Annotated in this window: 7 protein-coding genes; 1 reads left to right on the top strand and 6 read right to left on the bottom strand. The window is 68.0% G+C overall.

Going from position 1 to position 20298, the window contains the following annotated elements; genetic code table 11:
- Window positions 1-2 precede the first annotated feature (2 nt).
- The 6 genes from RUGAMON1_RS28085 to RUGAMON1_RS28060 all read right to left on the bottom strand — a co-directional run bounded on the left by RUGAMON1_RS28085 (window position 3) and on the right by RUGAMON1_RS28060 (window position 17159).
- Window positions 3-512: a VOC family protein gene (locus RUGAMON1_RS28085; protein WP_445233604.1), complete on the bottom strand. Its 510-nt coding sequence runs from the start codon at window positions 510-512 to the stop codon at window positions 3-5.
- Between the two features lie 57 nt (window positions 513-569).
- Window positions 570-5060 (bottom strand): MupA/Atu3671 family FMN-dependent luciferase-like monooxygenase, encoded by a 4491-nt coding sequence (locus RUGAMON1_RS28080; protein ID WP_445233603.1) that lies wholly within the window; start codon window positions 5058-5060, stop codon window positions 570-572.
- Window positions 5061-5124: 64 nt separating this feature from the next.
- Window positions 5125-6522 carry a hypothetical protein gene (locus tag RUGAMON1_RS28075; protein WP_445233602.1) on the bottom strand — a complete coding sequence of 466 codons (1398 nt, stop codon included), beginning with the start codon at window positions 6520-6522 and terminating at the stop codon, window positions 5125-5127.
- 49 nt (window positions 6523-6571) lie between these two features.
- Window positions 6572-12970, bottom strand: a complete 6399-nt coding sequence (locus RUGAMON1_RS28070) for a non-ribosomal peptide synthetase (RefSeq protein WP_445233601.1) — start codon at window positions 12968-12970, stop codon at window positions 6572-6574.
- A 37-nt stretch (window positions 12971-13007) separates the two neighbouring features.
- A complete protein-coding gene (locus RUGAMON1_RS28065) occupies window positions 13008-14726 on the bottom strand; it encodes a cyclic peptide export ABC transporter (RefSeq protein ID WP_445233600.1) in 1719 nt (572 codons plus the stop codon).
- A gap of 12 nt (window positions 14727-14738) precedes the next feature.
- The gene (locus RUGAMON1_RS28060; protein ID WP_445233599.1) at window positions 14739-17159 is read right to left on the bottom strand and encodes a penicillin acylase family protein; all 2421 of its coding nucleotides are present in this window, start codon (window positions 17157-17159) and stop codon (window positions 14739-14741) included.
- A 391-nt stretch (window positions 17160-17550) separates the two neighbouring features.
- Here RUGAMON1_RS28060 and RUGAMON1_RS28055 point away from each other — a divergent pair.
- The coding region (locus RUGAMON1_RS28055; protein ID WP_445233598.1) for a non-ribosomal peptide synthetase at window positions 17551-20298 on the top strand (2748 nt) is incomplete at its 3' end.

The following is a 20298-nucleotide window of genomic DNA, read 5'->3' as shown; positions in this document are numbered from 1 at the left end:
TATCAGTAGGCGCCCGACTGTTCCAATTGCGCGAACAGTTCGTTGACATTTTCTTCCAAAAATCCTTCTTCGCCGCCGCGCTCGATGAACTCGAAACTCAGGCCGGTGTTGGCATCGCGGCGGGAAAACACCTGGCGTAAGCCGGCGCCCTCGATTACCGAGGTATCGAACGCCAGACCGTGACCGCGCAACTCGCTGGCAGTGTGCTCAGCGTCGTTGACGGCCAGCGCAATGTGGGCCACACCCGGCCCGAAATTTTCGATCAGGCGGGACACCTGCGACTCCGGCTCGGTGCCTTGGCACAGCACGAACTTCATGCCGTTATGCTCCATCTCAGCCGACACCATGCCCGTGCGCGTGCCCTGCACGCGGCGGCGGCGGAGCAATGTAAAGCCTAGCACATGGACAAAGAAATCCACGCCGGCGTCCAGGTCCCTGACAGCGATGGCGATATGGTCGATCTTTTGAAATGTCGGCCGGGTGGCCGGCTGGTGGTCTGGCGTGTGCTCCATACTGTACCCTATCTATTACGTGAATGAGACCCAACTGCAGCGCGGCCGGGCAATGCTTTAGACGACGACGCCAGCATCGGCCGGTGAACGACGTTCATCTACCCGCTGCGCCAACCGGCCCAGCGTGGATAACTCGAATACCTCGCGCAGCGACAAGTCAACCTGGAAGCGCGACTTGATCTCGCTGACCAGCCGCATCAACAGCAACGAATGCCCGCCGAGATCGAAGAAATTGGATTTCAGTCCGATCTGCCCGCCGTCGTTGCGCAACAGCGTGGCCCAGAGTTCCGCCAGCGCGCATTCGGTTGCAGTGGCCGGCGCCACATACTCGGCCAGGGACGCCTCACCCTGCGCCAGCTCCGGCGCCGGCAAGCCATGGCGATCGAGCTTGCCATTCGCCATCACCGGCAACGCATCGAGCACCATGATGGCAGCCGGCACCATATACTCCGGCAGCACCAGCTCCAGCATATCGCGCAACTCTGCGCTCAACTGCTTGGGCGAGGCGCCCATGCCGGCAAAGGCGGCGACGTAGGCCACCAGCGCCAAGTCGCCACCGGCCAGCGGACGCGCCACGCACGCGGCCGATTTCACATCGGGGTGCAGCAGCAACTGCGCTTCGATCTCGCCGGGTTCGATACGGAAACCGCGCAGCTTGACCTGCGCATCGATGCGCCCCAGGAACTGCAGGGTGCCGTCGGCTAGCCAGCGGACGCGATCGCCGGTGCGATAGGCCCGCACCGGCGCGCCGGCGTCCGGCGCGAAGCCGACGAAACGCTCCGCGGTCAGGCCCGGCTGACGCCAGTAACCGCGGGCCAGCCCCGCGCCGGTGATCAGCAGCTCGCCGGCCATGCCGGGCGGCACCAGCTGCAGATGCTGGTCGACCACATACAGCCCGTAATGCGCAAGCGCGGTGCCGATCGCCACCTCCTGCAGACCGGGCTGCAGGAGCTGCCGGCTGGCCCACACCGTCGCCTCCGTCGGGCCGTACATATTCCACACGGCGCCGTCGGTGGCGGCCGTCAGTTGGCGGGCCAGCGGCAACGGACACATCTCCCCGCCCACCAGCAACGCCCGCAGCCTGCGTAGTGCGGCCCGCTCGGCCTCATCGGCCAGCAGAAATGCGGCATAGGACGGCGTGCACTGCACATGGGTGACGCCGTGGCGCGCGATCAGCTGGCTGACAGTGGCAGCCGCCGGCTGTGCCGCCGTCAGCGCCTCCTTCAGCGCCGCCAGGCGCGGCAGGCTGTCCAGCACCAGCTGGGGCGCCACCCCGAAGTCGATCAAGCAGGCGAACTCGGTCACGCCGAGCGCCAGCAGCTCGCGCGCCAGCGCGGCGCACCGCTGCGGCGAGCCGATCAGCGCGGCGGTCTTGACATAGCGCTGGAACGCGTGCTCCAGCACGGCGTCCTGGTCGAGTCCCGCGTCGACCGCGGCGGTCCCGGAAAGCTCGGTCCGCATTTGCTGCATCAGCGCCAGCGAACCGGCCAGATAACCCTTGAACGGCCGCTCGACCACCGCCAGCGCCGCCGCGTCGGAATCGGCGACGAAGGTGTGCAGCATCAGCGTGACCTGGCCTTCACCGGCATGTCCGGCGGCGCGCCATGCCTGCCGGTAGAGGGCGATCTTGTCCGCCAGTTCGCCGACGGTCTGGCCAAGCAGGTGGGTCAGCACGTTGAGGCCGAGTTCGCCCGCCCGGCGGAATGTCTGCTCGCCGCCGGCCGCCGTCAACCACAGCGGCGGCATGTCTTGTTGCGGCGCCGGATGGAGCCGCAACGCCACCGGATGGCCGACGCCGTTGGGCCGCTCCACCGCCTCGCCGCGCCAGAAGCGCTGGAAGGTCTGCAGGCTCTCCTCGAGCACCTGGTGGCGCCGGGCAAAGTGCTCGGGCGCCAGCGCGAAGTCGTTCGGGTTCCAGCCGGCCGCGAACGCCAGGCCAGCCCGTCCCCGCGACAGATTGTCGATCACCGACCAGTCCTCCGCCACCCTGAGCGGATCGTTAAGCGGCAGCACGCAACTGCCGGCGCGGATCTGGATCCGGCTGGTGACGGCGGCCACCGCCGCGCCCGTCACTGCCGGATTAGGGTAGACCCCGCCGAAGGCCGAGAAGTGACGCTCGGGCGTCCAGACCGCCGTGAAGCCGTTCTGGTCGGCAAAGCGCGCGCCCTCCAGCAGCAGTCGGTAGAGGTCGCCGTCGTCCGGCGCCGTGCTGGCGAAATAGAACAGGCTGAAATCGGGCGCCCGCGCGGCGGCCCGGTGCTGGCTCGGCACGCGCACCGTCGCCAAGCCCTGCTCGGGCGCCAGCACCAGGCGCGCGCCGGCCAGCAACGCTCCGAAGATTTCCAACACTGAAATATCGAACGAGATCGCCGTCAGCCCCAGCCAGACAGCGTCCTGGCCGCCCGTCACCTCGCCCATCGCCTCCAGGAACGCCAGCACGCTGCCATGTTCGACCATTACCCCCTTGGGGCGCCCACTCGAGCCGGAGGTGTAGATCACATACGCCAGCTGCGCGTCCGGCAGCGGCGCCAGGTTGTCGGCGCTGTAGCGGGCAATCATCTCGGCATGCGGCGGCTGGTCGACGCAGACCACCGCGCCGTCGCTCGCCGGCAGCCCGGCCAGCTGCGCCTCCAGCGTCAGCACCAGCGCGGTGCCGCTGTCGGCCAGCATGTGCGCCAGCCGCGCGGCCGGGTACGCCGGGTCCAGCGGCACGTAAGCGCCGCCCGCCTTGAGCACCGACAGCAGCGCCACCACCATCTCGATCGAGCGCGCCATGCAGACACCGACCAGCGTCTCGGGGCCCACGCCCAGCGCCTGCCAGTGGCGGGCCTGGCGGTTGGCCTGGGCGTTGAGCTGCGCATAACTGATGTGCCGCTCGCCGCAGACGATGGCCACCGCGTCCGGCGTCAGCGCGGCGCGCCGTTCGAACGCCTGCTGGATCGTCTCACGGGCCATCGGCGCTGGCGCCGGCGCCCGCAAGGCCGCCAGCAGGTGCGCGCGTTCGCCTGCGTCGAGCAGGTCCAGTTCGCGCAATGGCCGCTGCGGATGCGCGATCACTTGCCCGATCAGCGCCACCAGCTGGCGCGCCATGCGCGCCACCGTGGTCGGCGCGAACAGGCTGCGGCGGTATTCGAAGCGCAGCGCCAGGCCGTCATCGTTCTCGGCGGCGTGCAGCGTCAGCTCGAACTTGGCCAGCAAGGCCTCCGGCGGCAATGGCAGCGCTCGCAGGCTCAGACCCGGCAGCGCCAGCGCGGCCGGCAGCGCCGGCTGCAGCGACAACATGATCTGGAACAGCGGACTATGGGCCTGGCTGCGGATCGGATTGACGCGCTCGACCAGCAGTTCGAACGGCGCATCCTGATGTTCCTGGGCCGCCAGGTTCACCTCCCGAATCTTCGCCAAGTGCGCCGTGAACGGCAACGCGTCGTCGATGTCGGCGCGCAGCACCAACGTGTTGGCGAAATAGCCGACCAGCGGCTCGAACTCCTGGCGGCGGCGATTGGCCACCGGGGTGCCGATGACGATATCGCGCTCGCCGGCATGGCGCGCCAGCAGCACCGAAAACGCCGCATGCAGCGCCATGAACAGCGTCGCCCCTTGCGCCCGGGCCAGCGCCTTGAACGCCTGCAGGCTGTCCGGGCCGAGCGTCACGCTATGCTGGGCGCCGCTGAAATTCTCGCGCGCGCCGCGCGGCTGGTCGAGGGGCAGGCCGTGCACCGGCGCCAGCCCCTTGAGCTGTCCGGCCCAGTAGTCGGCCTGGCGCCGCAGCGCCTCGCCATCCAGCTGGCCCTGCTGCCAGCGGGCGTAGTCGGCGTAGCTCAGCGAGAGCGGCGGCAGCGGATCGGGCTGCCCGGCCGCCAGCGCAGCGTAAAGCTGGACGAACTCGCCGATCAACAGATTGATCGACCAGCCATCCGCCGCCACATGATGCACTGTCAGCATCAATATCCCCTGCCCGCTGCCGGTGTGCAGGCACAGCGCGCGCAGCATGCGCCCGGCCGCCAGGTCAAAGGGTTCGCGCGCCTCGGCCGCCATGGTGTCGGCGATGCACTGCGCGCGCGCGGCCTCGTCCAGCACGCCGATGTCCTGGCTGAGCAGCGCAAACGGCGCCGCGTCCGCCGCCAGCACATGCTGGTAGGCGCTGCCGGCCTCGGCACGGATGGCGGTGCGCAGCGGCGCGTGGCGCGCGATCAGCGCCGCGAACACCTGCTGCGCCAGCCCGGTGTCGAAGCGGCCGCTGAACGCCAGTGCGTTACACAGGTGATACTGCTCGCTGCCGCCGTCCATCTGATCCAGCAGCCACAGCCGCTGCTGGCCAAACGACAGCGGCGCCGGCGCGCCGTGGGGCGCCGCCAGCGGCGCCGGCACGCTGGCGGCGAGCGCCCCCTGCGCCAGCAGAAACGCCAGTACCTCGGCCTTGTGCTGCCGCAGCGCCGCCAGCAATTCGGCCGGCGGCGACTCGTCGAAATACACTTCCAGCGCGCCGTCGCTCACATCGAGTTCGACGCCCTGCGCCTGGCACTGCGCCAGCAATTGTTCCACACTCATCCTGGGGTCCCGTCCATTTCAGTCAGTAATTGATCGATTGATGTTTCTGTCCAGACCGGCGCCCTCACAGCGTCATGCGGTGCTGGCGCGCGGTCTCCTCCAGCACCGCGAACTCAGTGGCGCCGTTGGCGGAATTGACCACGCCGCCGCCGGCGCCGCGCGGCATGCCGCGCACGAACGCGCCGCCGTAGCGGCCGGCCAGGTCAAACACGCCCCAGATCAGGGCGTACTCGATCAACTGGCCGTCGGCGCCGGGCGCCAGCGCCAGGTCGGCCGGGCAATATTGCTGGGCCAGCCAGTCAGCCTGACCCAACTGCGCAGCCACCACCCCGGCCCACTGCTCCTGCGTACAAAAACGGCCGACAAACACGTCCTGGCCGCGCAGCGAGTGCGATTTCTTGATGACGAACTGCGCGCGATGGGCCAGCAACAGCTCCCGCTTGTCCCACACGGCGCCGCGCCAGTGCTGCGGCGCTTCGGTCATGGTCATGGTGAAGGGGATATGGCGCGCCACCACCGCGCGCTCAAGCTCGCTCAACTGCGGCTGCAGCCCGGGCTCGTGCAGCAGCGCCATCAGCAGCTTGTTGCCGAACCAGGTGTAGCGCGGGCTGTCGGGCATGACGATGTGGCCCGTCAGCTGCGCAGCGATCATCCGCATATGGATGTGCTGCGGAATCGGCCGTCCTTCCGGCAGCGCCATCAGTACGGCGTCGATCGGCGCGCCGGCCACCTGCGGCGCGCCGTCGGCGGCAAAGCTCAGCGTCGAACAGTCGGTGGCGAAGTGCAGCGTGCCGCCGGCCAGGGGGCCGCCGCGCTCGCGAAACACGGCCTGGTACAGCGCGCGCATCTCCGCCTCCACCAGCCGGCCGTCGTCGATCAGCACCAGCAGGTTGCCGCTGGCACGGCCCGGCTTGCAACGCAGCACCGCGTCGCGCACCGCGACCAGCATCCCCTTCAGCACCTGGCGGTGGTGCAGCGCCCACTGCGCGGTGCCGGCATACGCGCCGAGCACCTGGCGCAGCTGCGGTTCGAGCAAGCCGGGCTGCCAGCCGCCGATGGTCGAACCGGCGTTGACCTCGATCAGCTTGAGGACGCCGTCGACAAACACGATATCGTGGCGGTTGAGCATCTGCACCAGGTCCAGGCCATGTTCGCGCAGCACCGCGTGCTCGATTTCGGACACATTCAGATAACGCGCAAAGGCTGCTGCGTCGTCGCCAAACATGCACTGGACCGCCTTGAAACACAGACGCGGCAGGTCGTCGATAAAGCGCTGGAACTCGGCGACGCGCTCGCGCGAGATAATCACCGGCCACGCCGACAGTGCATACGGGTAGTCGCGCATGGCGGCCGAGACGTCGGCACCGTCGAGCTGCAGGCGGTGGCGGCACATGGCCGGATCCTGCCGCCACAACTCGGCCAGTTGTCGGAAGCGCTGCGAATAAAAACCGTTGTTTTCCATATTTCCTTCCATCCCATCCTTTCGGTCGCCGTCCAGCTGGGCCGCCGGCCTACAGCCGCATCTGCCGCCGCGCCGCGCCACTGCGCCGCACGCCCTGCACCAGGCGCGCTTGCCCGATACGTTGCGCCACGGCCCGGATTGAATTGTCCTTGAAGAAATCGCCGTGCCTGAGCACCAGCCCGAATTGCCGCTCGATCCGCGCCAGCAGCTGGGTGGCCAGCAGCGAATGGCCGCCGAGGCGGAAAAAGTCCTGGTCGACGCCGATCTGTTCGCGCGCCAGCAGCGCGCGCCACAGCTCCAGCAACTGCTGCTCGAGCGGCGAAGCCGGCGCCGCCAGCGCACCGTCGTCCAGACGCGGTGCGCCGGCCGGCAGGCGCGCCGCGTCGAGCTTGCCATTTTCATTGAGCGGCAGTTGCTCCAGGAAGATCAGCTCGGCAGGCAGCATGTAGTCCGGCAGGCGCGCGGCCAGAAAGTCGCGCAGCACCAAGGCGCCAGCCTCGGGCGCGCCGGCCTGATGCGGCACCACATAGGCGACGATCTCAGTCTCCCGCGTCGCGCTGAGGCGACTGATGACGGCCACCTGCCGCAGCGCAGGATGCGCGCTCAGGCACACCTGGATCTCGGGCAGCTCCACTCGGAAGCCGCGCACTTTGATCTGGCGGTCGCTGCGGCCGAGGCACTCGACCACGCCGTCGCGCCGGTAGCGCCCGGTGTCGCCGGTCAGGTACAGCAGGTCAGCGGGATCGTCACCGTATGGATTGCGCACGAATTTCTGCGCCGTCAGGCGTGGATCGTCGTGGTATCCCAGCGCCATGTGATGGCTGCGGGTGGCGATCTGGCCGATTTCGCCAACCCCGCACGGCGTCATGCAGGCATTGACCACCAACAGCTGCACGTGGCCGATGCCGACCCCGATCGGCAGCACGTCGGTACAATAGTCGGCCGCATCGGCGTAAGCGGCGACGTCGTGGTAGCTGATCGCGCGCCCGGTCTCGGTGGCACCGTAGATATTGACCACCCGCATGAACGGCGCGGCGGGCCGGAATTGCTCCAGGTGGGCGGTGGTGATGATCTCGCCGACGAACAGACCGAGCCGCAACGACGGCAGCGGCCGCGCGCACGCGTTCGACAGGAAGCTGCCCAGACTCGGCGTCAGGTGCAGCACCGTCAATCGCCGCGCCAACAGCCAGTCATTCAGGCGGTCGAACTGCAGATCCTGTTCGAGCGGCACCGACAGCGTCGCCCCCAGACACAGCGGCGTGAACATATCGCGCTGCAGCGGATCGTGCACCAGCCCGGACAGCATGCCAAAGCGGTCCTCCGGGCTCAGACCGAATTGCCGGTTCATCCACGGCATAAACGCCGACAGCGAGCTGTGGCGGCCGCGGATCGCCTTCGGCCGGCCCTCGGTGCCCGAGGTGAAAGCGATATACGCCAGGTCGGCGGCGTCGCTGGCCACCGACGGCGCGGCCGGCACCCCGACTGCGAATACCGCCAGCAGCGCGCGATCTGCCGCCACCACCAAGCGTGCGCAACCAATCTGGTCGAGGCGCTCGCCCAGCGCCGCCCCAACCGCGCCGACGTCGAACACGACCAGGCAGCGCGGCGGCACCGTCTCGACCTGCAGCAGCACTCGCGCCTCGGGCACGGTGCGCGACAGCATCATGAACGCCGCGCCCGCCTTGAGGATGGCCAAGGTGGCGATCACCAGGGCATCCTGGCGCTCTGTCAGCACGGCGACCACGTCGCCCGGACGCACGCCCAGCGCGCGCAAGCGCTCCGCGTAGCCGTCGGCCATGCAGCGCAATTCGGCATAGGTCCAGTCGCGCGGCCCGCATTCAAGCGCGCGCCGCGCCGGCCAGCGTTGCGCCACTGCGTCGAATTGGCACTGGACCGGTCCCAGCCACTCCAGCGCCAGCGACGCCAGGTAATCGGGCAGCTTGGCCGCCGCCAGCCGCGGCAGGGCCAGACCATCGCTACCGGCAGTGCCGGCGCGTAACGCATAGTCGCCGCAGCGGCGTCCGGCGTCGGCCGCCACCTGTGCCAGCAGCACCAGGTATTGTTCCAGCATCAGTTCGACATCGGCACGTGCCAGCAGCCGATGGTTGTAGGTGCAGTACAGACCGACCGCGCCGTCGGCCTCGCCCTCGCTGACATACAGGCTCAGGTTGAATTTGTTGTTCAGCGCCGGCATGTGGGCGAAGGCGTCGGCAAACAGGTCGCGACCGTCACGCGCGCGCGGCAGGCTGAGCATGTTGAGGAAGACCTGGAACAGCGGCGTGCTATCGGCCGCCCGTCCGATCGCGCTGAGCGCCAGGATATGCTCGAACGGCAGGTCCTGGTGCGACAACGCGGATGCCGCATTCGCGACCTGAGCGAGCAGGAACGCGTCGAAGGGCTGGGCGAGGTCGATACGGCTGCGCAGCGGCAGGTTGTTGAGGAACATGCCCAGCACCTCTTCGCTACCGGGCAGATGGCGCCCGCTGACCGGCACGCCGATATTCAAGTCGGTCTCGCCGCTAAGCCGGCCCAGCAGCAGTGCCAGCGCCGCGTGCACCACATTGAACAGCGAGCCGCGCGCCTGGCGCGCCAAGGTGCGCAGCGCGCCCGCCAGCGTGGCCGGCACGACCAGGCGCAGCAACTGGCCTGGGGGGCCCTGCCGGCTCGGCGTCGGGGCCTGGAACGGCAGCATTAGCTGTTCGCTGGCGCCGCGCAGGTAGTCGCGCCAGAATGCCCGCTGCGCCTCGGCCACCTCGCCCAGCAGGAAGTCGCGCTGCCAAGCCACGTAATCGCGGTACTGCAGAGCCGCCGCGGCAGGCGGGAAATGGGGGGCGGCGGTGTCATCGTACGCGGCCAGCAGAGCATCGAAGAACAGCACCACCGACCAGCCATCGGCGATCAGGTGATGTATGCTGATCTGCAACAGGGTCTGTGCCGGCGCCAATTGCAGCATCACCAACGAGAACAGTGGCAAGCATGCCAGGTCAAAGGCCGCTTCCGCATGCTCGGCCAGCAGCGTCTCGACCGCAGCCGCGCGCGCGGCGGGCGCCAGCGCGGACAGGTCGTGGCATGCCAGCGCGACCGGCGCCTCAGCCACCACCACCTGCTGCGGCAAGCCGTCTGCCAGCACCAGATGGGTGCGCAGCACCTCGTGACGCGCACCCAGCCGCGCCAGCGCGGCGCGCAGGCGATCGGCGTCCAGCGAGCGCGCCAGCGTGGCGCGCCCGACGATATTGCTGTCGCTGGCCGCGCCGCCGCTCAGAGTGGCAGCCAGCCAGACACGCTGCTGCGCGCACGACAGCGCCAGTGCGGCCGCCGGCGGCGTCGCCACCAGGCCCACCGCCGCGCCGGATGGCTGCGCTTGGGCCGCGCGCGCGAGCGCGCCCAGCGTGGGCCACTGGAATACCTGCGCCACGCTCAGCACCAGACCGTCCGCACGTGCCGCGTGCAGCATCCGCATCAGCAGCAGCGAATGACCGCCCAGCGCAAAAAAATCGTCGTCGACGCCGACCTGCGGCCGCTCCAGCAAGGCGCACCAGATGCGCGCCAGCACCAGCTCGGCCGGCGTGGACGGCGCGGCGTGGGGCCGCTCGTCGTTGCGCGGCGGCGCCGGCAGAGCGCGCTTGTCCACCTTGCCGTTGGCCGACAGCGGCAGGCGTTCCAGCGGCACCAGCACGCCCGGTACCAGGTGCGGCGGCAGCGTCGCAGCAAGCGCGGCGCGCAGGCGCACCATCAGCGCGTCCCGGTCGGCGCCGACGTCGCGGGCAACCACATAGGCCGCCAGATAGCGGGCCTCGACCGGGCCGGCGGCCACCACCACGGCGTCGCGCACGGCCGGGTCAACCATCAGCAAGGCTTCGATCTCGCCCGGTTCGACGCGGAAACCACGCACCTTGAGCTGCTCGTCAGTGCGGCCGATGAAGGACAGCGTCCCATCGTGCTGCCAGCGCACCAGGTCGCCGGTGCGATACAAGCGGGCGTCCGGCGCCGGGTCCCAGGGATCGGCCACAAACCGCTGGCGCGTCAGTGCCGGTTGGTGCAGATAACCTTGCGCCACACCGGCGCCGCCGATGTACAATTCGCCCACCGCGCCCAGCGGCAGCAGCGCGCCCGCCGGCGACAGCACGTACAGCCGGGTGTTGGCGATGCCGCGGCCGATGCCGGGCGCGCCCGCCACCGGCGCGGTAAACAGCGCGCAGGTGGTGTAGGTGGTGTCCTCCGACGGCCCGTACAGGTTGAACACTTTGCGGCGCGGATCGCGTGCCAGCAGGTCGTTAAGCAGCTGGCGCGGCAACGGTTCGCCGGCCAGGTTGATCACCCGCGCCGAGGCCGGGACGGCGTCGCGTTCCAGCAGCAGCCGCATCGCCGACGGCACGGTGTTGACCAGGCTGACGTCGTGGTCATGCTCCAGCAGCGCCAACGCATCGTCCACCAGCACGCAACGGTGGCCAAAACTGAGCGGCACGAACAGCTCGAACACCGACAGGTCGAAATTCAGCGAGGTGCTGGCTAGCACACTGCGCAGCTCGTCGGCAGTGTAGCATTCGCCGGCCCATTGCACCAGCGCGGCGGCGTTGCGGTGGCGGATAGCCACGCCCTTCGGCTTGCCGGTCGAGCCGGAAGTGTAGATCACGTAGGCCAACTGTTCGGGGGTGGCGCCGGCCGCGGCGTCGGGATCGCTGTGCGGCTGGCCAGCCAGCGTGTCGGCCAGGTCGACAGCTAGCACCTCGACGCCGGGTGGCAGAGCATGCCGCAGCGTCTCCTGGCTCAGCACGATGTGCAGCGCGCTGTCGTCGACGATGGCCTGCAGGCGCGCCGGCGGATAGCGCGGATCGAGCGGCACGTAGGCAGCGCCGGCCTTGAGCACGCCCAGCAGGCTGGCAATCATGTCGGCGTTACGCTCCAGGCACACGCCGACCAGCGTACCAGGTCCGGCGCCGGCCGCGCGCAGGCGGTGTGCGATCTGGTTGGCGCGCTCGTTGAGCTGGCGGTAGTCCAACGTGGCGCCACCTGCCCACACGGCCGGCGCGGCCGGGGTGGCGCGCGCTTGCGCCTCGAACGCCGCGTGCAGATAGGCGGCCTGCGCCGGCGCGCCGCTGTTGCGGTTGAATTCTTCCACAAGGCGGCTGCGCTCGGCAGGCGGCAGAATATCCAACCCGTCCAGCGTGCGCTCCGCCCAGCCACCGCACTGGTCGAGCATATGCGCGAAGCGGGCCGTCAGCAAGGCGATGTCCGCCGCGCTGAAATAGCCCAGATTGCAATCGAACTGCAGTTGCGCCGCCTGCTGGCCATATTCCCACACGGTGAGCATCAACGGCCTCGCCTCGTGGTCATGGCTCAGGTACACCAGCTGGGCAGCCTCGCCGCCCACCACGAACTCGCTGTCGAGCTTAAGATAGCTGAAACCGACATCGTACAGTGGCTCGTCCGCCTGGCGCCCCAGGTCGCGCAACATGCGCCCCAGCGGATAGCGCTGGTGGCGCAGGTTGGCGCGCTGACGCTCGGCCAGTCCCCGCAACAGCTGGCCGACGCGCAGCCCCGGCGCCATTTCCACCAGCAACGGGCTGACGCTGGTGAACACCCCGACCATCTGTTTTTGCGCGGCGCCGGCGCGGTTGTGCACCGGCATGCCCAGCACCAGTTGCTCGCTGCCGCAGACGGCGCGCAGGTAGACCGACAGCAGGCCGGCCAGCGCCTGCGGCAAGCCAACGCCGGCCGCCTGCGCCAGCTGGCGCAGGCCAGCCATGCGTTCCGCGTTCAGGCTGATGCTGCTGCGCCGGCTGGCGCCAGGGGCGCTCTGGCGGGCCAAGGCCAGCGGCGCCAGCAGCGGTTCCGGCATCCGCGCCAGGCTGGCGCGCCAGTAGTCGCGATCCGCCGTGCAGCGCGGCCCGGCCAGGTATCGCTGGTCGGCCTCGACCACCGCGCGCCAGGCCTGCGGCGCGTCGGCATAGGTCTGGCCGCCGTCATCGGCGCGCTCGTGATAGCAGCAGCCCAGTTGGCGCGCCCAGTTGGCAAAGCCCCAGCCGTCCATGGCCAGGTGGTGCGCCAGTCCCACATACCAGTACCGCTGCGGCGCCAGCTTGAGCAGGTAAGCGCGGAACAGCTCGGCCCGGTGCAGCGGCAGCGGCGTCTGGAACAGCGCGTCGAGCCAGGCGCGCGCAGCCTGCTCTGGCGCCGCCGCAGCGCTGAAGTCGTGCAGGGCCAGTTCGGTGTCGCGTTCGTCGCTGATCGATTGCATCACCTCGGGGCCGGCGTCGCAGATGCGGATCCCGAAGGCGTCGTGGCCGCCCACCAGCCTGCCATGGGCCTGCGCCAGCCGCACCGGGTCGATGTTGCCCAGCTCGATGTAGCCGCCGACGTTGTACAGCGGCAGCGCGGGGTGGCGCGCCTGGTCGAAATAGATGTCGGCCTGGGTCAGCGTCAGCGGAAAGGCGGGGCGAATGGTCATGGTCATGGTCGTGGTATCGAAAGGTGAGCGGTCGTCGTCAGGCCTGTTCCAGCGTGCGCGCGGCCGGCGCCGCGCCATGCCGCAGCGGCGGCGCGGCACAGCCCTGACCGCCCTCGACGCGTGCTAACCGGCCCTCCTCCATAATCAGCAACTTGTCGGCCACGCAGAAATAACGCTCGTCGTGGCTGATCACCACCACCGCCTTGTTGCGAGCCTTGAGCTCCGGCAGCAGCTTGTTGTAAAACACTTCCTTGAAGGTTGAGTCCTGGTCTGCGGCCCACTCGTCGAACAGGTACAGCTGGCGGTCTTCCAGCAGCGCCACCAGCAGCGCCAGCCGTTTCTTTTGCCCGTCCGACAACGCCAGCGTCGAGAAGCGGCCATCGCTCACGCTGACCTTGTGTTGCAGCCGCAGCGCCACCAGGTAATCGTTGATGCGCTGCCGCCCAGCCTCGTCGGCGTGGTCCCACAGCCTGTCGAACAGGTAGTAGTCGGTGTAGATCGCGCAGATCTGCTGGCGGTAGGCATGGCGATTGCCGTCGTCCACCTGGCCGGCGCCGAAGCAGATACTGCCGGCCGCCGGCAGGTAGTGCAGCGTGATCAGCTTGCTCAAGGTGGACTTGCCCGAGCCGTTGCCGCCCACCACAAACGTGATTTGGCCGCGCGCGATCTCAAAGCTCAGCGGGCCAACCGCAAACCCGCTGCCCTCCTCGCCCTGGTAGCGGTAGGCCACTTGCTCAAAGCGCAGCAGCTGCCACGGCGCCAGTTCGACCGCAACCTCAGCCGCTTCCTCGGGCAGTTCACGCAGCACCACGTTGAGGTGTCGCAGCGAGATGCGGGCCACTAGCACCTGCGGCACGAAATTCAGAATCGCGTTGACCGGGCCGGTGACGTACAACAGCGCCATGATCACGCCCACCAGTTCGGGGTTGCTGATCACATGGTAGTTGACGAACACGAAGGCCATGATGCCGATCACGAAAAAGCTGATCAAGTCGCCATAATTCATGGCGGCCCGGTGCAAGGTGTAACCACGCTTGTCGCTGCGCAGGATATGGTGCTCGTTGGCGACCAGCATGTCGCGGAAGAAGTGCGCGCGCTTTTCCTCGTTGAGCTTGAGTTCCTTGGCACCCTGGATCAGGCCGTTGATCGCTTCCAGCAGGTGGTCCACCGTCTGGCGCGAGCGGGTGAAATGACGATTGCCCAGATACATCGGCAACTGGTAGGTGACGGCGCCGACGGCGATGGCGCCAAGCACGAACCAGAACACTGCACTGTTGGTATACAACAGGAAGCCCAGCATGCCGAGCAGCGTGACTATGCTGATCAACAAGTCCGGCAACAAGCGCGCGCCCATCACGATCCGGTTGACGTCGCCTGTCAGCACATTGATCAACCTGGATGAGCCCACGCGCTCCAGGTAGGCTACCGGGGCGCGCACGATGCGGTGGTAGAGCCGTATCCGCAACGCCGTCGTCATGTCCATCGAGACCCGCAGCAACATGATCTGCGACAGCGAGCGGGCCACCAGAATGAAGACGCAGGTGAAGAAAAACACTGCGGCGAAGCGGTGCTGCGACACCGCAAACGTCGCGAACATATACGGCGTCGGCGGCGCGCCGCGCTCCACCTCGACCGTCAGACTGGCCAGCACCAGCGGGATCAACAACGCGTACGCCACCCCGGCCAGCGCGCCCAGCACGATCGAGAAAAACACCTTGTTGGGCGCCTCGGCGCTGAATGCGGCAAACAGTTTCATGCGGGTTCCTCGTTAGCGGAGCGGCGTCAGCGTCAGCGTGGACGCCGCAGCGGCGGCCGCATCCAGCGTGAAATAGCGGCCGCTGGCGTAAGGCGCGATCATGTCATCGAAATGCGGACTGAACGGATGGCCGGACTGGCCGGTGGAGTTGATGTACCAATAGCCGCCGTCACCCAGCCGGATCACCTGGCGGAACGCGGCGCCGAAATTCTGCGTGTAGCCATCGGCGCCGCCGGGCACCGCGCTGGCGGCGTTGACCGTGGACGGCGTGCCGCCGCTCGCGAGATGCCGGCTAAACCAGGGCCGCAGCGGCCGCACCGCGCTGAACGGCGTGTGCTGGTAGCGGATCTGGTGCAGGCCGCCCCAGGTCCAGCCCCCCATTTCGGCGCCGGCCAGCCGGTCCAGTTCGGCCAGGCTGTCGTCAAGCGAATTGAGCATGATCGTGGCGCAGTCGCCCGCGCCGCTGCGGCCGCACCAGCCGCCGCGCTGCGCGTGCAGCGCCTGGTACAGCACTTCGGTCGAGGTGTTGAGCGCCACCGCGTCCAGGTAGCCGCCCTGCTCCGGCCGATTCCAGTAGGCCGTCATCTGGCGCGCGAACAGGGCGCGCCGCAGCTGCGGCATCCAAACCGCGTAGATCGCCGCAGCCTGGCTGCCCGTCGCCATCTCGCCGTTCCAGGAGCGCAGGTAGTCCAGCGCCTGGCGCTGGCGCGGCGTGCGCGGCGTCAGCGCGGTCAGCAAAGGCAGCATGCGGCGCGCCTCCAGGTCCAGCACATCGTTCTGCATAGCCTGGGTGTACGCCGGCGTGAGCCGCTGGCCAGCGTCGATCTGCTGGCGCAACATCTGCTCGATTCGCTCGGCGCGCGCCGGCGGCGCCCAGTCGTTGGAGATAAAGTAGGGATAGTCGGCCCCCACCACCTTGTTGTTGGCCGAGACGATGTAGCCTTCGGGCGGGTTCAAACTGCGCGGCATCTCCGCCGCCGGGATTTGGCCGATCCAGCGGTACTCGCCGCTCCAGCCGTTGACCGGCGCGTCGCCGCTGCCACGGCTGCGCAGCGGCACGCGGCCGGCGCCCAGATAGCCGATGTTGTCGGCGCGGTCGACGTAAAGCATGTTCAGCGCAGGCGCCACCAGCTTGGCCATGGCGACCTGGAACGCGCTCCAGTCGCCGGCGTACGACAGGCGAAAAAACGCCTCATAGCTGGTGTCGCCGTCATCGAGTGCGGTCCAGCGCAGCGAGACCGGCTGGTTGAACGCACCCACGACGTCGCTGAGCAGCGGCCCGCGTTCGGTCTGGCGGATCTCGATCGCGACCGGCGCCGGCTTCTCACGCAACATGGCCGGGAAATCCGGCTTGACCGTGATCCATTCCTTGTGCGAAGCGAAGGCTTTCCACTGGTTGCCGGAACGGTAGCGGCGCGGGTCGAGCGCGTCGACTTGCTCAAAATACAGGTCCTGAACGTCGGCCATCATGCTGGTGCCGCCCCAGCCGATGCGCTCGTTGGCGCCAAAGACCACCACCGGCAGACCAACCAGGCTCATGCCCCGGGCGCTTAGCGCGCCGCCGCGCTGACTGACCGCGTACCACAACGACGGCATCTCCAGACTCATGTGGGGATCGTTGGCCAGCAACGCCTTGCCATCCTGGCTCAGGCGGCCAGCGACCACCCACGCGTTGCTGCCGACATAACGGCCGCCGATCTGCAACTGCCGTTCAATCTGCTGTTGAAGCGGCAGCAGCGCGGCCAACGCGGGCGGCGCCATGGCGCCCGGCCGCGTCGTCACCGGCGCCGTCGACGGATAGGCGGGATACAGCGACTGCATCTGATCGCGATCCAGCACCTGGCCGGCGACCAGGTGCTCGACCTCCTGGTTCAGATTGCCTGCGAGGTTCAGCGCGAAGATTTTCACCAGCGCCAGCGAATCGAGCGGCGCCCACGGCGCCGGGCGGATACCAAGCAGCAGGAATTCTGGCGGCAGCACCGGGTCGCTGGCGAGCCAGGCGTTGACGCCGGCGGCGTACGCTGTCAGCGACGCCTGGGCCTCCGTGCTGAGCGCCGGCCAAGCGCTGGCGGCTGACTGGTACAGACCCAGCGTCCGGAACCACACATCCTGTTGCAGGGCCTGGCGACCGAGCACCTCGCTCAAGCGGCCCTGCGCAATGCGGCGATGCAGCTCCAGTTGCCACAGCCGATCCTGCGCGTGCGCGTAGCCCATGGCGAAATAGACGTCGTGCTCGGTGGTGGCGCTGATATGGGCCGCGCCCTGCCGGTCGCGCGCGATATTCACGGCGCCATCCAGACCGGCCGCCTGCAGCTGGCCGCTCACCCGCGGCTGGCTGGCGCGCAGATAGCGAGCGCCGCACCAGCTCAGCACGGCGATCGGCAGCAACAGGAACAAGATAAAACGCAACAGCAACGGGCTCGAACGAAACACTGGCTTCTCTTTTATACTTGCGCGATTGACAAGATGTATCAATCTTCAATTTTAAAATTACAATCTTTTCAACTCGGCAAATAGTAAGTCAAGCCCAGATAAAAGGAAACAATTAATAGATATGTAAATACTATTGGCAACTATTATTTGCAACTTTTACCGCCGCAGTCCAGCATAATTCGGTTTTTTTTCACGCGGGAACATGTAAAAAAACAACAACATTGCATCTTATTGTATAAAAAAGAACACTCCTGTACTATCCGCAACCTGTTGTAGTTTTCTTAAAAAGTGATCTCGCATATATGCTCGTCGACTTTCTATAAAAACAACATTCCCCTTCCTGCCACGGGGGTTGTTGCCCGCCGTGAGCGCCATCGCCGAGATGCCCACAATGAATGATGCGAACCTGAACGCCCGCGCGCCCGTATTGCTAGAAGATGCACACCGCGCCGGCACGGCGCCGGCCGGGGCGCTGGTCGCCGCGCCGCGCGGCGAACGCTTGCCACTGTCCTGGGCGCAGCAGCGACTGTGGTTCCTGAGCCAGTTCGATCCAGCCACGGCAGCGGCGTATCACATGCGGTTCACGCTGCGCCTGAGCGGCAAGCTGGACGTGCAGGCGCTGCACGCCGCGCTGGCCCGCATCGTGGCGCGGCATGAGAGCTTGCGCACCAGCTTTCCTGACGATGGTGACGGGCCGTGCCAGCGCATCGCCAGCATCGGCACCGGCTTCGCGCTGAGCGAATGCGATCTGCGCGGCGCCACGCCGGCCGAGCTGGCTGCCGAACAGGCCGACGCCGACGCCGACAGCCCGTTCGACCTGGCCAACGGTCCGCTGATCCGCGGCCGGCTGGTCCGCCTGGAGCAGCACGAATACCTGCTGCGCGTGGTGCAGCACCACATCATTTCCGACGGCTGGTCGATGGGCGTGCTGATGCGGGAATTGCAGCTGCTGTATGGCGCGTTCAGCCGCGGCCAGACCGATCCGCTGCCGCCGCTGGCGATCCAGTACGCCGACTATGCGCTGTGGCAGCGCCAGTGGCTGAGCGGCGCGCTGCTGCGCGACCAAGGTGCGTTCTGGCAGGCGCAACTGGCCGGTGCGCCGGCACTGCTGGCCTACCCCACCGACCGGCCGCGCCCGGCAACGCCCAGCTACCGGTCCGACAGCGTCGCCCTACGGCTGCCGGCGGCGCTCACGGCCCGCCTGCGCACATTGGCCCAGCGCCACAACACCACGCTGTTCATGACCTTGTTGGCGGCGTGGTCGGTGCTGTTGTCGCGCATGGCGGGACAAGACCAGGTCGTCATTGGCACGCCGGTGGCTAACCGCGCGCGGCCCGAGGTGGAGCCGCTGATCGGCTTTTTTGTCAACACGCTGGCGTTACGCGTGCGGCTCGACGATGCCCACACCGTGGCCCAGTTGCTGGCCCAAGTCAAGGCCACCACGCTGGGCGCTTACAGCCACCAGGACCTGCCGTTCGAACAGGTAGTGGAACTACTGCAGCCGCAACGCAGCCCCGGCCACAGCACCGTGTTCCAGGCCATGCTGACACTCGACAACACTCCGTACGACGGCGAGCTGGAACTGCCCGGCCTGCGCCTGTCGCACCACAGCGCGGACAACCACCATACGCCGTTCGACCTGTCGCTGGTGCTGGCCGGCGCCGGCGACACCTTGGCCGGCGTGCTGAACTACGCGACCGACCTGTACGACCGGACCAGCATGGAACGCCATGTGGACTATTTGCTCAACGTACTGGGCAGCATGTTGGCGGACGACCAGCAGCCTGTCAGCCAGGTGCAGCTGATGTCGCCGGTACAGCGGCGTCAGCTGCGCGTCGACTTCAACGCCACCGCCGCAGACTTCCCCGCGCACAGCCTAATCCATCAACTGTTCGAGGCGCAGTGCGCAGCCTATCCGGCGCGCCCAGCGGCGCGCTTCAGCGCGCTGCAACTGAACTATGAACAGCTGAACCGCCGCGCCAACCAGCTGGCCCACGCGCTGCTGGCGCGCGGCGTACGACCGGACCAACGGGTGGCGCTGTGCGTCGAGCGCGGCCTGGACATGCTGATCGGCGTGCTCGGCATCCTCAAGTCCGGGGCCTGCTACGTGCCGCTCGATCCGGCGCTGCCGCCGTCCAGGCTGGCGTATATGCTGGCCGACAGCACCCCGGTGGGGCTGGTGACGGCCGCAGCACTGCTGCCGCGTCTGGCCGCCGACGACCTGCCGGCACTGTGCCTGGACACTGACGCCGAGCTCATTGCGGCCGAGCCGGACAGCAATCCCGACGCCGCCGCCCTGGGCATGCGCAGCACCCAGCTGGCCTATGTGATCTACACCTCCGGCTCCACCGGGCAGCCCAAGGGCGTGATGGTGGAGCACCGTTCAGTGGTCAATTTCCTGACTGCGATGGCCCAGGCGCCCGGCATGGGGCAGCACGACAAGCTGCTGGCCGTCACCACGCTGTCCTTCGATATCGCCGCGCTGGAACTGTTCCTGCCGCTCATCAGCGGTGCCCAGCTCGTCATCGCCGACCAGGCCGAAGTGGCCGATGGCGAACTGCTGGCCGCAGCGCTGACGCAACACCGGATCACCCGCATGCAAGCCACACCCGCCACCTGGCGCTTATTGCTCGCCCGCGGCTGGCAGGGCGCCGCCGGCTTAACCGCGCTGTGCGGCGGCGAGGCCCTGCCGGCCGCGCTGGCGGCGCAACTGGCGGCACGGGTCGATGCCGTCTGGAACCTGTACGGTCCAACCGAAACAACCATCTGGTCGAGCTGTCAGCGCGCCGGAGCAAGCGAGCCCGGCGCCGCCTTTGAAGCGATCGGCCGCCCAATCGCCAACACCCGCATCTATCTACTCGACCGCGCGCTGCAACCGGTACCGATCGGCGCTACGGGCCAGCTCTACATCGGTGGCGCCGGTGTCGCCCGCGGCTATCTGAACCGGCCAGAGCTGAGCGCCGAACGCTTCATCGCCGACCCTTATGGCGCCAGTCCCGACGCCCGCCTGTACCAGACCGGCGACCTCGGCCGCTACCTGGCCGACGGCAGCATCGAATACCTGGGCCGTAACGACTTCCAGGTCAAGATCCGCGGCTTCCGCATTGAGCTCGGTGAAATCGAAGCCCGCCTGGCCGCC

The sequence above is a fragment of the Duganella rhizosphaerae genome (assembly GCF_040364205.1).
GTDB lineage: Bacteria > Pseudomonadota > Gammaproteobacteria > Burkholderiales > Burkholderiaceae_D > Rugamonas > Rugamonas rhizosphaerae.
Note: the sequence above shows the minus strand (reverse complement) of the source record. Positions and strands in the feature narration are given on the sequence as shown.

Bases quoted from the DNA above. Each gene is read 5' to 3' on its own strand.
- RUGAMON1_RS28065 (WP_445233600.1), bottom strand. From the start codon at position 14,726: ATGAAACTGTTTGCCGCATTCAGCGCCGAGGCGCCCAACAAGGTGTTT.
- RUGAMON1_RS28080 (WP_445233603.1), bottom strand. From the start codon at position 5,060: ATGAGTGTGGAACAATTGCTGGCGCAGTGCCAGGCGCAGGGCGTCGAA.
- RUGAMON1_RS28085 (WP_445233604.1), bottom strand. From the start codon at position 512: ATGGAGCACACGCCAGACCACCAGCCGGCCACCCGGCCGACATTTCAA.
- RUGAMON1_RS28075 (WP_445233602.1), bottom strand. From the start codon at position 6,522: ATGGAAAACAACGGTTTTTATTCGCAGCGCTTCCGACAACTGGCCGAG.
- RUGAMON1_RS28070 (WP_445233601.1), bottom strand. From the start codon at position 12,970: ATGACCATTCGCCCCGCCTTTCCGCTGACGCTGACCCAGGCCGACATC.